12 protein-coding genes are annotated in these 13,153 nt (G+C 63.1%); 3 read left to right on the forward strand and 9 right to left on the reverse strand.

The window, feature by feature from the left end:
• Positions 1-36: 36 nt before the first annotated feature.
• The 9 genes from RS901_RS09985 to RS901_RS10025 all read right to left on the reverse strand — a co-directional run bounded on the left by RS901_RS09985 (position 37) and on the right by RS901_RS10025 (position 8,449).
• Complete coding sequence (locus RS901_RS09985) at positions 37-1,407, reverse strand: CpaF family protein (RefSeq protein WP_316153321.1); 1,371 nt, start codon at positions 1,405-1,407, stop codon at positions 37-39.
• A gap of 61 nt (positions 1,408-1,468) precedes the next feature.
• Positions 1,469-2,662, reverse strand: coding sequence for an AAA family ATPase (locus tag RS901_RS09990; RefSeq protein ID WP_316153323.1), 1,194 nt, complete (start codon positions 2,660-2,662; stop codon positions 1,469-1,471).
• A 64-nt stretch (positions 2,663-2,726) separates the two neighbouring features.
• The gene (locus RS901_RS09995) at positions 2,727-3,071 is read right to left on the reverse strand and encodes a hypothetical protein (RefSeq protein ID WP_316153325.1); all 345 of its coding nucleotides are present in this window, start codon (positions 3,069-3,071) and stop codon (positions 2,727-2,729) included.
• 34 nt (positions 3,072-3,105) lie between these two features.
• Complete coding sequence (locus RS901_RS10000) at positions 3,106-4,974, reverse strand: type II and III secretion system protein family protein (protein WP_316153328.1); 1,869 nt, start codon at positions 4,972-4,974, stop codon at positions 3,106-3,108.
• Positions 4,975-5,040: 66 nt separating this feature from the next.
• Positions 5,041-5,880 carry a Flp pilus assembly protein CpaB gene (gene cpaB, locus RS901_RS10005; protein ID WP_316153330.1) on the reverse strand — a complete coding sequence of 280 codons (840 nt, stop codon included), beginning with the start codon at positions 5,878-5,880 and terminating at the stop codon, positions 5,041-5,043.
• A 44-nt stretch (positions 5,881-5,924) separates the two neighbouring features.
• Positions 5,925-7,343 (reverse strand): ATP-binding protein, encoded by a 1,419-nt coding sequence (locus RS901_RS10010; protein ID WP_316153331.1) that lies wholly within the window; start codon positions 7,341-7,343, stop codon positions 5,925-5,927.
• A gap of 51 nt (positions 7,344-7,394) precedes the next feature.
• Positions 7,395-7,901 carry an A24 family peptidase gene (locus RS901_RS10015; RefSeq protein WP_316153332.1) on the reverse strand — a complete coding sequence of 169 codons (507 nt, stop codon included), beginning with the start codon at positions 7,899-7,901 and terminating at the stop codon, positions 7,395-7,397.
• Between the two features lie 24 nt (positions 7,902-7,925).
• Positions 7,926-8,099: a Flp family type IVb pilin gene (locus RS901_RS10020; protein ID WP_316153334.1), complete on the reverse strand. Its 174-nt coding sequence runs from the start codon at positions 8,097-8,099 to the stop codon at positions 7,926-7,928.
• A 179-nt stretch (positions 8,100-8,278) separates the two neighbouring features.
• Complete coding sequence (locus RS901_RS10025; RefSeq protein WP_316153335.1) at positions 8,279-8,449, reverse strand: Flp family type IVb pilin; 171 nt, start codon at positions 8,447-8,449, stop codon at positions 8,279-8,281.
• 907 nt (positions 8,450-9,356) lie between these two features.
• Here RS901_RS10025 and RS901_RS10030 point away from each other — a divergent pair.
• From RS901_RS10030 to RS901_RS10040, 3 genes are all read left to right on the forward strand, one after another.
• Complete coding sequence (locus RS901_RS10030) at positions 9,357-10,694, forward strand: glycosyltransferase family 87 protein (RefSeq protein WP_316153337.1); 1,338 nt, start codon at positions 9,357-9,359, stop codon at positions 10,692-10,694.
• Positions 10,695-10,849: 155 nt separating this feature from the next.
• Positions 10,850-11,863 (forward strand): glycosyltransferase family 2 protein, encoded by a 1,014-nt coding sequence (locus tag RS901_RS10035; protein ID WP_316153339.1) that lies wholly within the window; start codon positions 10,850-10,852, stop codon positions 11,861-11,863.
• Positions 11,864-11,887: 24 nt separating this feature from the next.
• Complete coding sequence (locus RS901_RS10040) at positions 11,888-13,129, forward strand: glycosyltransferase family 2 protein (protein ID WP_316153341.1); 1,242 nt, start codon at positions 11,888-11,890, stop codon at positions 13,127-13,129.
• Positions 13,130-13,153: the final 24 nt, after the last annotated feature.

Genomic DNA, 13,153 nt, shown 5'->3' on the forward strand with positions numbered 1-13,153 from the left:
CTCCCCGGATTGTTTGTCGTTGTATCGGTCGGCGGATCAGACTTCGAAGCGTTTGGCCGGGTTATAGGTCTCGTCCGGCAGCCCCACGCCGAACACGCGCAGCCGCTCGGCAAACTTGGGATACACACCGGTCGCCCGGAAATTGCCGCGGACCGTGCCATCCTTGTCCACGCCCGTGCGCTGGAAGGTGAAGATCTCCTGCATGTTGATGATGTCGCCCTCCATGCCGGTGATCTCCTGGATGCTGACGATCTTGCGCCGGCCGTCGGTCATGCGCGCCGCCTGCACGATCACCGTGATGGCCGAGGCGATCTGCTGGCGCATGGCCTTGGCCGGCATGGTCAGGCCGGCCATGCTGACCATGTTCTCCAGGCGCGTTAGCGCATCGCGCGGGGTGTTGGCGTGGATGGTGGTGAGCGAGCCCTCGTGGCCGGTGTTCATCGCGTTGAGCATGTCCAGCGCCTCGCCGCCGCGCACTTCGCCCAGGATGATGCGGTCGGGGCGCATGCGCAGCGCGTTGCGCACCAGGGCGCGCTGGGTGATCTCGCCCTTGCCTTCGATATTGGGCGGGCGCGTTTCCAGCCGCAGCACATGGGGCTGGCGCAGCTGCAGTTCGGCCGCATCCTCGATGGTGACCACGCGCTCGTCTTCCGGAATAAAGCCCGACAAGATGTTCAGCAGCGTGGTCTTGCCGCTGCCGGTGCCGCCCGACACCAGCACGTTGACCTTGGCCTGCGAGAGCGCCTGCAACAGCTGCGCCATCGGCGGCGTCAGGCTGCGCAGGTTCACCAGGTCGGACACCTGCAGCGGATTCACGGAAAAGCGGCGGATCGACAGCAGCGGCCCGTCGATGGCAGAGGGCGGGATGATGGCATTGACGCGCGAGCCGTCCGGCAGGCGTGCGTCGACCATCGGGCTGGTCTCGTCGATGCGGCGCCCCACGCGCGACACGATCTTCTCGATCACCTTCATCAGGTGTGCGTCGTCGTAGAACACCACGTCGGTCAGTTCCAGCTTGCCGCGCCGCTCCACATAGGTCTGGCGTGCGGTGTTGACCAGGATGTCCGACACGGTGGGGTCCTGCAGCAGGGGCTCGAGCGGGCCGAAGCCGAACATCTCGTCATAGATTTCCACCGTCAGCTGGCGCCGCTCGTTGTCGTTGAGCAGCACCTTCTGTTCGTCGACGATCAGGTTGACCAGCGCGGCGATCTCCTGCCGCACCTGCTCCTGCGGATAGCGCGCCAGCCGCTCCAGCTCCACGCGGTCCAGCACGGTCTCGTGCACGTCGCGCTTAAGCTGGTGGTAGCCGCCCGACACGGAGGCTGCCGAGCTCGCAAACTGGATTGCGGCGTGGCCGTTAGCAGTGAAGGCGGGCCCGGTATTGGCCAGCTGTTCGCGAATGGACATGATGAACTCCTCGTTATCGGCTTCGGTTGGCCGCCGCCCTGGCTGGCCGTCGTCAGGGTATTCAGGTGCTCCGCGCGCGCAGCATCAGCCTGCGTAGCGGTGATACTGCTTCGGCGCGATTGCGCCGCTCGGATTCCGGCGTGGTGCACAACTGCGTGGCCATGGCCTGCAGCGCGCGCGCCATGGCGCTGCGCCGACTCAGCTTGGCGACTGGCTCGCCGTGGCTGACGGCCTCATCCACGGCGGCGGGGTCGTCGGGCAGGGTAAAGGCGACCTTCATGCCGAAGATCTCCTCCATCGTTGCGCGCGGCATCTCGTTCTTGCGGCCGGTGCGGTTCAGCACCAGGCGGATTTTGTCGGTGGGGTAGTGCAGCGCACGCAGGATATCGAGCAGCCGACGGCCCGGCCGCCCGAAAGAGATGGCTGGTTCGGCCACCACGCAGATGCGGTCGCTGTGGTCCAGCATGCCGATCGACAAGGGGTCGATGCTCTGGCCCAGGTCGAAGATCACGAAGTCATAGGCCGGCTGCACCACCGACAGGATCCACTCCAGCTTGTCCTTCTGGATCTGGCTGGCCTTGATGGGATCGGCCGCACCCGCCAGCACGTCGAAGCCGTTGTCCACATGCACCAGGCAGGCTTCCAAAAAGGCCGCATCCATACGGTCGATCTGGCTGCAGATATCGGGCAGCGTAGAGGGCGGGGTCTTGTCGCTGACGATATAGGTCAGGTCGCCGAAGTGCCGGTTCAGGTCCACCACCAGCACGCGCTTGTCAAGGTGCCGGGCCAGCGCATCGCCCAGGTTGGCCGCCACGAAGCTGGTGCCCGCGCCGCCCTTGCACGAGATCACCGAAATCACCTGTCCGGTCTCTTGCGCACGCGGCACGTGGCCGGATTCCACGCGCTTGAGCGCCTCGGCCAGTTGCCCCTTGTCCAGCGGCCAGGACAGCACATCGCGGATGCCGGCACGCATGGCCTTGATCAGCACCTCGGAACTGGGCGCCTGCGTGATCAGGATGCAGGGCAGTTCAGGGTGCTGCTGGCGCAGGCTCTCGATGGCCTGCATCTGCGGGGCATTGATGGCAGGCAGTTCCAGGATGAGCAGGTCGGCCATGCGCAGCCGGCTGGCATGGAACGGGAGACGCGCCAGGCCCTCCTGCAGTGTCATGGCCTGGAAGTTGCCAACCACGGCGCTGAGCCGGTTGATCTCGGCCAGCCGCTCGGCATCTTCGGATGCGATCAGGATCTTCAGCATGGTGTCCTCACAAATTCTCTTCCGCTTGCCTGGGTTGGACGTGCTGGCGTCACCCTCGGCTGTCTCAGCGCGCGCCGCCGCCGCCCATGCCCACACCACCGTAGCCACTGGCGCCGAAGTCGACGCTGAAGCCGCTCGGTGCACCGGCGCCCGGCTGGGCCCGGATCAGCGAACGATCAAGATTCCTCATTGCCGCCACCGCCGTCTTGCCATCCGTACCGGTGACGGTGGGCAGCCCCGCAGGCGCGTCCGGGTTGATGATCTGCATCTGCGTGACGGTGGCCAGCGCCACGCCGCGCTGGCCGTCCCACACCGGCGTCGAGGTCATGCAGGCCGACAGGCCCAGGCAGGCCAGGCTGCCCAGCACCAGGACGGATGCGCCGCGCGAAAGCTTCAATGTCTTGTTCATGGTCGTTCTCCGGTTCTGCTGGTGGCGCGGCGGATCAGTTGCCGCCCGATGCGGTGCGGCCGGCCGTAGCCGCGGCCCTGGCCTGGGCCAGGCGGGCGGCGGTGGCTTCGATGCGGGCGATGCGGGCGGCGGTGTCCTCGGCCGGCGGCGCGGCCGCCGTGGTGCGGGCGGGCGCCGGGGATGGCAGGGCAGGGCGCGTGCTGGTGGCAGCGGCTGGTTCCAGCGCGGCCTGCGCGGGCTCATCCAGCGGCTTGCCATTCGGCACGGCCGAGACCGAGGTGTTGGGCGTGCCTTCGCTGCGCGGTGCCGTGGGCGGCGTGGCGGGCGCCGCGGCCGGTGCGGCGGGCTGCGACGGTGCCGGCGCGGGTTGCGGCGCACGCTTGCCGTCGCCTTCCATATTGCCCATGAAGTACAGCGACAGCGGGTTGGGCGTGGAGAAGCTGTCGGTCGGCAGCGGGTAGTTGTTGGTCTGCATCGGCTTGACCAGGCGCGGCGTGATGATGAACACCAGTTCGGTCAGGTCCTGCTGGTACTGCGTGCTGCGGAACAGCGTGCCCAGCACCGGCACTTCGCCCGCACCTGGCACCGCCTTGAGCGAGCCGCGCGCGCTGTCCGTCAGCAGGCCGCCGATGGCAAAGCTCTCGCCGTCGCGCATCTGCACGGTCGTGGAAGCGCGGCGGGTGGTGATCACCGGCAGCACAGTCTGGCCGGACAGGGTGCCGCCGCGGACGGTGGCGCCGGTCGGCGACAGCTCTGACACTTCGGGTGCCACTTTCAGGTGAATGCGGCCGTTGGCCAGCACCGTGGGCGTGAATTTCAGTCCCACTCCGAACTCTTCTTCCTGCAGCGTGACGGTGCCGGCACCGTTCAGCACATTGGCCTGCGCCACCGGAATATAGATCTTGCCGCCGGCGAGGAAGCTGGCTTCCTGGCCGCTGATGGTGACCAGGTTCGGCTCGGCCAGGATCTTGACCAGGCTGTCGTTCTTCTGGGCATCGATGGTGATGTCGAACGGCCGGTTGTTGGCCTTGCTGCCGAAGAACGCCGCCGAGGCGCCGGTCAGCAGCGATGTCACCAGCCCGCCGGTCCAGGAGCCGAAGCCGCCCTGCAGGTTCACCGCTGAGCCGAGCTGGTTCAGCAGGGTCTTCGAAACCTCGGCGACCTTGACTTCCAGCATCACTTGCTGCGGGCTGTCAACCGAGAGCATGTTGAGCACGCCGCCTTTCTTGTTGCCGTCCCCGTTCTTGCCGTCGCCCTGCGCAGCGTTAGCATACGCCTGGGCGATGTCCATGGCTTGCTGCGCGGCCTGCGCGTTGGTGACGCTGCCGGTCAGCACCAGGTTGTCGGCAGCGGTCATCACCCGGATCCCGGACTCGCCCGGCAACAGTTGGCCGAGCGAAGTCTGCAGCCCGCCGGCATCGGCGTTGACCACCACGTTGATGATGCTGCAGCTGCCGCTGCGGCCTTGGACGATCATGTTGGTGGTGCCCACGCTGCGGCCCAGCACATAGAGCGTCTGCGGCGACACCATCGTGGCCTGGACCACGTTGGGGTTCCCGAGGGTGCGGTTACGCACCGGCTCCTGCAGCGTAATCAGCTGCGACTTACCAACTGGCACCATCACGCTTGACTCGCTACGGATCGCGCCGGCGCAATTGGGGCCGCGCGCTTCCGCGGACGGCACGGGCGGGGCCGAGGTGGTCGGCGCGGCCGCTCCAGGCGTCATGCTGATGGTCATTTGCATCGGGCCCTGGGGTGCCTTGGCGGCGGCGGGCGCGGTCGCCTTGGTCAGGTTGCCGGCCTCGATGGCGGCCTGTGCCGCGGCGGCCAGCGGGGTGCAGAGGATGGCGGCCAGCACCAGGATGCGGGTGCCGCCTGCAGCTTCGGATCGTTTCTGGTTCATTTTGAATCTCCCCCCGGAGAGGCTGTGTTGCAGCGAAGGATTCGTTGGATGTCTTGCGGAACGTGGTCAGAAGCACTCGACGCCGCCCTGCATGCCTGCCAACACACCGATGCAATTACCGGAGCGGGCTGGCGCTGCAACCGTGCGGGTCTTCACCACAGTGCGCGTCGCGGTCTGGGTGACAACCTTGACGGGCGCTTCCGGCGCCTTGCCGAGCAGCGTGCCCTTGGTGGCGCCGCCGGTGTTGATGTCGGCTACGTCCATCTGATTGCGCAGCACTAGCGACAGGGTGCCCACGCTGCGCGCGACGTCAAGCTTCTCCGCCTGTTCGGGCGTGACTTCCAGCGTCACCGCATTGACCACCTTGGGCTGGGTGTCGTCGCGGCTGACCTGTTGCGCCACCGCCAGCACCAGGATCTTCTCGAGCACGATCTTCGAGATGCTGCCGTTCTGCGTGCTCTTGGCTTCTTCGTTGGTATTGACGATCACGTCGACGTAGTTGCCCGGCAGCGCGAAGCCGGCTACGCCGACCACGTCGTTGACGCGGACCGTGATGGCACGCTTGCCGTCATTGATCACCGCGGACAGGCCGCCCTTGGTGCCGACCGGCGCCAGCTTGGCGTCGATGACGGGCTCGCCACGCTGCAGGCTGGTGCGGACCACGCGGCCCTCCAGCACTTTGAGATCTTCGAATGCACCCGGCGGTACGCTGCCCGCCGGCCAGCTGACCAGTCGTAGCTGGCTGCCGTTGAGCGGCTGCCCGAGATTCAGGTCGTTGGCGGCGACGACCACCTGCTTGACCGAGCTGGAGGATTGCTGGACCAGCCATCGCGACGCCGATACCACTGCCGCCACGCCGGCGACGAGGGCAATCAGCAGCATCAGGATTGCGCGTGTGTTCTTCATGATGATTCTCCCCCTACAGTTGTACGATGATTCGGTGGTGCGGTTCAGCTTGCGGCGCGATGGTCATCCGTCCATCGATGGGCAGCGCCTAACGATGGCATGGCGTCGGCCGAGGCGCGCAGCCCGTAGTAGCCTTGCCATGCAGACAGCAGGCCTGCCTCGGTAACCTGTGCGGCATGGCCGTGGTAGCGCACGCCCGAGTCCACCAGGCGCAGCAGGTCGCGCGGGATGCAGGCCAGCAGCGGCGTATCGCTTGCGTAGTGCAGGCTGTCAACCAGGAAGTCGAACATCGCATCCGTGCTGGCCAGCCCGAAGTCAGCGGCGGTGCGCTGGTAGACTTCGCGGTAGTCGTCCACCGACAGCGGGCCCACATAGAGCTTGCTGCCGAGCCGGCGCAGGAAGGCGTCGTCGCCCAGTTCCGACGGCTCGAGGTTGGTCGAGAACACCGGCCACACATCGAACGGCACCGAGAAGCGCACGCCGGTCTGCAGCGTGAACATGTCAATGCCGCGGTCCAGCGGCACGATCCAGCGGTTCAGCAGGTCGGTGACGCCGACCAGCTGGCGGCCCAGGTCATCGACAATGTAGATGCCGTTGTTGGCCTTCATATGCGGGGGCGCCTGGTAGAAGCCGGAGGCGCGGTCATAGCGCAGGTCCAGCATGGACAGCGTCAGCTCGCCGCCAGACAGCACCACTGGGCGATGGCACAGAACCCAGCGGCGGTCCAGCGAGCGGCGCGCCAGCGATGCTTCGCTGTCGTCGAACGGCACATGGACCAGCGGGTCGAACACCTGGATGATTTCGCCGGCCACGGTGATCGCATGGGGCACCGGCACCGCGCCGGGCAGCAGCGTGCCCAGGCGCTGCGCCAGGTAGGTCTTGCCACTGCCGGGCGGGCCGTAGATCATCAACGCGCGGCAGGTGTTCAGCGCCATGCCGATTGCGTCGAGCAGGTGGAGCGGGATCACCAGGTCATGGAAGGCGGCAGTAACGTCCGCCTTGGTCACGGAAGCGTGGTTCACCGAGTGGCGCTTGACGGCTTCGAGGTATGCATCCAGCGTGACCGGCGCAGTGCCGACATAGCTGCAGCGCGCCGAGGCTTCCGCCGCGCGGGCATAGCCGGCGTCAGTGAGCCGGAAGCGCACATCCAGGTCGCTGGCGCCGCGGTGCGCGATTTCCAGCAGGCGCTCGCGCACGGCGACGGCGGCAATTTCATTGACCACCAGTGCCGGCAGCTTGAGCGTGTCGGTCAGCACCGCCAGCGTGACGGTGCGGTGTTGGTAGGCGGCCTTCATCAGCAGCCCGAGCAACTGCGCGATCTCCAGGCCGGTATCGGCAATCGTGCGCGGCAGCACGTGCCAGGGCGGCAGCGGCAGCGTGCCATGCTCGGCATGGACATTCCTGCCGGTCGCGACCGGCTCGAGGAGCCGTGGTGCGTGACCTGTGTCGTGATGCTCGTTCATTGCGTCCCCCTGGAAGGCTTGTTGGCGTTCTCGTTAATTGGCTGGTGGTTGTCAGGCACTCATGAACAGCGTGCCTACGGTGCCGGCGGCGATGGCGACGCCGTAGGGCAGCGTGCCTACCGAAGGCATGCTGCGGCCTGTCGTGACAAAGCCGACCATGCTTTCGAAGAGCTGTCGACCCTGCCCTGACCGTAATGCGACCGCGATGCCCCACAGACCGCCCAGTAAAAACGTTGCCAAGGCAACGCGTAACGCCATTCCTGCGCCTAGCCATGCGCCGACGGCTGAGATCAGCTTCACGTCACCGGCAGCCATGCCACGTAGCAAGTAGAACGGCAGGAAGAGCGAAAAACCCGTGAGCCAGCCCAGTGTCCACATCCACATACCCGTGTGGAATCCATGCAGGTAGATTTGGACCGGGCAAGCAAGCAGCCAGGCACCGAACGTGAGCCAGTTGGGAATGCGCCGCCACTGAATATCGGTCGCTGCGGCTGTCAGCACTAGCGCAATGACGCATGGTCCAACCAGCGGCGCCAGGGGGGAGAGTTCGGCAGACATGATTCGTTCCGGCTGGTCAGGTGCTTAGGGCATTGCCGCGGCAACGGCGTCATACAAGCTGCGAACCTTCTCCCCGAGTGTCGTAATCGATGCGATGATCACCAGTGCAATGAGCATGGCGATGAGCGCGTACTCGATGGATGTCACGCCACGCTCGGATCGAAAGAATGCCTCTACGCCTTCACACTGCTTGAGCATGACGATTCTCCGGTGGGGTGGACACTCTTTCGCATATGCAGTCCGCGGGGAGTCGGGCCGGTACTGCCTGTCGGGAGCGTTGCAGCCAAATCGGGTATTCCAATGTGTACACGTCCTGGTGCGGTACGCGCGAACGGCTCTCGTAGCTTGAGTGCCGCTCGCGCATGCACGCACACCGATTACAGCGCGCTTTGGATTTTGTCGAAGACGGTGCTGAGCTTGGTGCCGACAAGCGTGGCACCGGCAATGATCATGAGTGCGATGAGTGCGGCAATCAGGCCGTACTCGATCGCGGTAACGCCATCTTCTTCAAGGATGAAGCGCTTGGTGTTGTCGAAGAGTTTTCGCATGATGATCTCCTTCAGGTAAGGGCATTGCTGCTATGGGTGGGAAGGCTGATTGAATGAAGGATGCAGGGGCGGACCGCAGGTGGCGCACTCATGAAACGGCCATTGGCCACCACGAATCGGCTTCCGCATTTGGCGGGCAGACCGAAATGCTCGGGCGGAAAGTGAACCCAGCTGTTTTTCCGTGATTCTCTTTCGCCCCGATTCTCCGGGGCGTGCCACGAGGACCATCCGCGTGCGCGATGCGGCGGCTTCGCGAGGGCGAATGTGCTGGGCAAGTTTTCGATCTGCTTGCATGTCTCTCGAGGGCTTCCGTTCGCTGTTGTTGGTTGGCCGTCGCTGCCTGTTATCGGCCAACGCGCGGTTCGTGATACTTGCCCCAGGCGATCAGTGTCACGTGGGGTTGCCAAGCCAACGCAAAAGGCGGGCCACCACCGCGAAAGTGCTTGTTTCATAAGGATTCTCGTTCGGTGAGGCTCGCGGCTTGCTGCTACCCATTCGTTGGAGTGCTACCGGCGTTTCTAAGGAGAATCATGCTTATTTCTATGAGATCAATCGCCGGGTGAAGGGCGGCGGCTACATAGGGGTTTGCCTGAGCCAAAAGGATGAGCGAGGACACGTGGTCCACAGTGCTTCTGGAGGATGCTGCGCCGCTACATCGCAGCTGGACGGTCCAAAGGGATGTATCGCTTGAGGGAGGGCGCTGCAGCTGTCAACGTTTCAGCCAAGAAACGGCGGGACTTTTCAGAAGAGAGTCGGCTACTCGATCATGCTGGCGAACCGCGGGACGTAACACAGGAATGGACGGCAAGCCGGTGCACGTTCAATGTCGAAACGTCATTGGAGGCGACTCTAACGGGCCTATTCCGTGCCGTCGTTCTGCTTGTTTAATCGCAGCCGAGCGATAAGAATGAAACGGAATATCGAGGCATTGCCTTGGTCTGTAAGAAGGGAATCAGACATCCGCGGTGCGGTAGAACGGAATCAAGGGCGGGGAGAAATGGGCCTGGACCATAGCTCGGCGGTAGCGCCGAAATCAGCGATCTCGAGACATTGGCTGGACCTGGAGCGCGTGCGGGTCTACAGCATAGCCATGCTGCTTATCTATGGTGTGCTGATGGTGCTGTGGGCCTGGGAATCGAAGGGTTTCACCTCCGACCGGATAGTACGCCCCGGGGGAGATTATTCCGTCTTTTGGAGTGCGTCGTACCTGGCGCTGAAAGGTGACGCAGCCAAGGTTTATGACTATGCGTCGCTTAAGCCGGTGATCATGGCCTTCGGCTCGATGAAGGGGGGCGCGAATTTCTTTCTGCCATGGCTTTATCCACCAACTTTTCTGCTGTTAGTCATGCCGTTGTCGTTACTGCCGTTCGTGTTGAGTTATCTGCTCTTCATCTGTGGAACGGCAGTTATGTATATGGCCGCGATTTTCAGGATTCTGGACATTCGTGTCGTGCCACGGCACGTGGTGCTGCTGCCTGTGGTGGCATTTCCTGGCGCCATTGAGGCCGCCATGATCGGGCAGAACTCGTTCCTGACTGCCGGGGTTGCAGCATGGTCACTTATCCATCTGAGAGGCCGTCCAGTGCTTGCCGGGATACTGATTGGATTGCTGAGTGTAAAGCCACAGCTGGCCGTGGTGTTTCCTGTGGCAATGCTGGCAGACCGTGCATGGAAAACATTCTTCATTGCCGCTGCAACCGCCATTGTGATGGCTGCCAGCAGTGTCGGCCTATTCGGTTGGGAGGCCATGTCAGGTTTTCTTGAGAACAGCAGCCTTTTCAGGGAGCAATTGCTGGAGCAGGGACGGAACGGGTGGTACTCCAGCCCGACAGCATTTGCCATGATGCGCCTGGCCGGGGCACCGGTGGCGTTAGCGTACGGCGCGCAGGCCGCGTGCGCAATTTTCGCGATTATTGCGTTGCTCAAAGTCTGGAGCGGCCAGACTTCGATGGAATTGCGCATTGCTGCAGTGGCAACTGCCACTCTGCTGGTAAGTCCATACCTGTGGTACTACGAACTGACCTGGCTGGGCATTGCTATTGCCGGCATGGCAATCGATGGTATGCGGCGTGGTTGGAAGAAGGGCGAGCGAGAATTGCTGCTTGCGGCCTGGCTTTTGCCCTTCTTGTTAGGCGTCAATCGCGTGGCAGAGCTACCGCAGGCCGGGGCGGTCGTGACGCTGCTGTTGATGGCGGCAATTCTTCGCAGGGCTCGGAGTGGAGCGGGTTCGAATAGCGTGCGATAAGGGCTCTTCAGGGGCCGGGTCATGGACTGTGCTCCTGCGGGCGAATGGCTAGTGGTTAGGCGTATGCGGTTGAGTGGCCTTGCTGAAAGAAATAAGGCTGCAGAGGCGCAACTATCGCGGTGTGTGCACAGGCCACGCCGTCTCGGGAGGGGATCATGTCGGGTCCATTCGAAGTCAGGCTGCTTTCTCTGGTTGTGCCCTGCTACAACGAGTCACAGAGCATCGGGAACTTCTTCGACTGTGTCATTCCAGTGCTCGAGTCCATTGATGCGCTCCGCTTCGAGATTGTGCTGGTCAATGACGGCAGCTCGGACGATACGCTAGACAAGCTCATTACCTTTTCGCACCGGGACGCACGTGTGCGGGTTGTGGACCTGACGCGGAACTTCGGCAAGGAAGCGGCCCTGACGGCCGGTCTCGATGAGGCCTTGGGCGATGCCGTGATTCCCATCGACGCCGACTTGCAGGACCCGCCCTCGCTGATCCCCGAACTGGTCATGCGATGGCGTGAAGGGGCGGAGGTGGTACTCGCGCAACGCAGCAGCCGAGCGTGCGATTCATGGCTAAAGCGTGTGACCGCGGACGCCTACTACCGCATCCATAACAAACTGTCCGACCAGAAACTGCCGGTGAACGTAGGGGATTTCCGCCTGATGGACCGGGTGGTGATCAACGCGCTCAAGCAGATGCCGGAACGGCGCCGCTTCATGAAAGGCTTATTTGCCTGGGTGGGCTTCAATACGGTGATTGTTCCATACGAACGCGAGCCGCGCATCGCGGGCGAGTCGAAGTTCTCCGGGTGGCGCCTCTGGAACCTCGCGCTGGAGGGGATTACCAGCTTCAGCACATTACCCCTCAGGAGTTGGACCTATCTCGGCTCTGCGATTGCGCTCCTGGCCTTCCTGTACGGAACATTCATCGTGCTGCGTACGATGGTATTCGGGGTGGATGTCCCAGGCTATGCCTCCGTGCTATCTCTGCTGCTGTTCTTTGGCGGGGTGCAACTGATCGGCCTGGGCGTGGTGGGTGAGTACATCGGACGTATCTATGACGAAGCGAAGGGACGTCCGATCTACTTGGTTAAGCGCCGGTACCAGGAGACGCGCCCGCAGGGCGGCGTATCGGGCGGCAGGAAGGTAGTCCGGCTTGCCAGTGCGAAGCGTGGATAAGCTGAATGACACGGGATGTCGACCATGGACAAAGCTGAATTCGACAGGTACTCAGACGAGTACACGGCCTTGCACGCTGCGGATATCGCTGCGTCAGAGGAGTCGCCGTCGTTCTTCGCAAGTTACCAGATCGCTGACGCCCTGCAATTGGTCGAGCGACGGCATACTCAGCGTGCTCATATCACCAGTCTGCTGACCGGCTCGTATCTTCGCGAGAGTATCCGCCAAGGTACGCAACTATCTTGCCCGAGTCGGCTTGCTGTTCAACACGCTCCGGAGCGGATTCCAAGTCAAACGGCGCCAGACAATGGCTCGAAAGCGGGAAGTGTCATGGTCACGCTGAATCTGATTGTGCCTTGCTTCAATGAAGAGGCCGTACTGCCAGAGACGGGAAGGCGGTTGCTGATGCTGATGGACCGGCTGGCAGAGGAACAGATGGTGCAAGCGGACAGTAGCATCACTTTCATTGACGATGGCTCCCACGACCGAACTTGGGCCATCATCGAGGCGTTGAACGCGCAGGACGTGCGGGTGCGCGGCATCAAACTGTCACGCAACCGGGGACACCAGAACGCGTTGCTTGCCGGTTTGCTCACTGCTCCCGGGGACGTGCTGTTGAGCCTTGACGCCGATCTGCAAGATGATCTCGACGCCATTCCGGCAATGCTGAAGGCGCATTGCGAAGGAGCAGAGATTGTGTTCGGCGTGCGGTCGCGACGTGATGCCGACTCGTTTTTTAAGCGCGTCACAGCGCAGGGCTACTATCGATTGCTGCGCCACTTCGGTGTGGACGTGCTCCCAGACCATGCTGACTTTCGGTTGATGAGCCGGCGCGCACTAGAGGCGCTGCGGGATTTTCGAGAGGTCAACCTGTTTCTTCGAGGCATCATTCCACTGCTGGGCTTTCGCACAGCCATCGTCGAGTATGCGCGGCATGCCCGCTTTGCCGGAACCAGCAAGTATCCACTGAACAAGATGGTATGTCTGGCATGCGATGGCATCGCATCGTTCTCATCGAAGCCCTTGCTATGGAGCACCCACGTCGGCGCCGCTCTCGCGGGATTCTCTCTGGCAGTAGGAATGTGGGCGCTGTTTGTCCGGCTATTCACAAACACGGCGGTGCCGGGTTGGACATCGACGGTGGTTCCCATGTATTTCCTCGGTGGGCTGCAGATGCTCTTCCTGGGGGTCATTGGCGGATACGTATCAAAGATCTACTCGGAAACTAAGCAACGGCCGAGATTCATCATCGAGAAGACCCTGTAGTCGTAAGAAATGAGTCCACGAGGA

This window comes from Cupriavidus sp. BIC8F (assembly GCF_032465815.1).
In the GTDB taxonomy this organism is placed as follows: domain Bacteria; phylum Pseudomonadota; class Gammaproteobacteria; order Burkholderiales; family Burkholderiaceae; genus Cupriavidus; species Cupriavidus necator.

Excerpts from the sequence above, each read along its gene's own strand:
- RS901_RS09995 (WP_316153325.1), bottom strand. The coding sequence starts at position 3,071 with ATGAACAAGACATTGAAGCTTTCGCGCGGCGCATCCGTCCTGGTGCTG.
- RS901_RS09990 (WP_316153323.1), bottom strand. The coding sequence starts at position 2,662 with ATGCTGAAGATCCTGATCGCATCCGAAGATGCCGAGCGGCTGGCCGAG.
- RS901_RS10030 (WP_316153337.1), top strand. The coding sequence starts at position 9,357 with ATGAAACGGAATATCGAGGCATTGCCTTGGTCTGTAAGAAGGGAATCA.
- RS901_RS10015 (WP_316153332.1), bottom strand. The coding sequence starts at position 7,901 with ATGTCTGCCGAACTCTCCCCCCTGGCGCCGCTGGTTGGACCATGCGTC.
- RS901_RS10020 (WP_316153334.1), bottom strand. The coding sequence starts at position 8,099 with ATGCTCAAGCAGTGTGAAGGCGTAGAGGCATTCTTTCGATCCGAGCGT.
- RS901_RS10010 (WP_316153331.1), bottom strand. The coding sequence starts at position 7,343 with ATGAACGAGCATCACGACACAGGTCACGCACCACGGCTCCTCGAGCCG.
- RS901_RS10000 (WP_316153328.1), bottom strand. The coding sequence starts at position 4,974 with ATGAACCAGAAACGATCCGAAGCTGCAGGCGGCACCCGCATCCTGGTG.
- cpaB (WP_316153330.1), bottom strand. The coding sequence starts at position 5,880 with ATGAAGAACACACGCGCAATCCTGATGCTGCTGATTGCCCTCGTCGCC.
- RS901_RS10025 (WP_316153335.1), bottom strand. The coding sequence starts at position 8,449 with ATGCGAAAACTCTTCGACAACACCAAGCGCTTCATCCTTGAAGAAGAT.
- RS901_RS10035 (WP_316153339.1), top strand. The coding sequence starts at position 10,850 with ATGTCGGGTCCATTCGAAGTCAGGCTGCTTTCTCTGGTTGTGCCCTGC.
- RS901_RS09985 (WP_316153321.1), bottom strand. The coding sequence starts at position 1,407 with ATGTCCATTCGCGAACAGCTGGCCAATACCGGGCCCGCCTTCACTGCT.
- RS901_RS10040 (WP_316153341.1), top strand. The coding sequence starts at position 11,888 with ATGGACAAAGCTGAATTCGACAGGTACTCAGACGAGTACACGGCCTTG.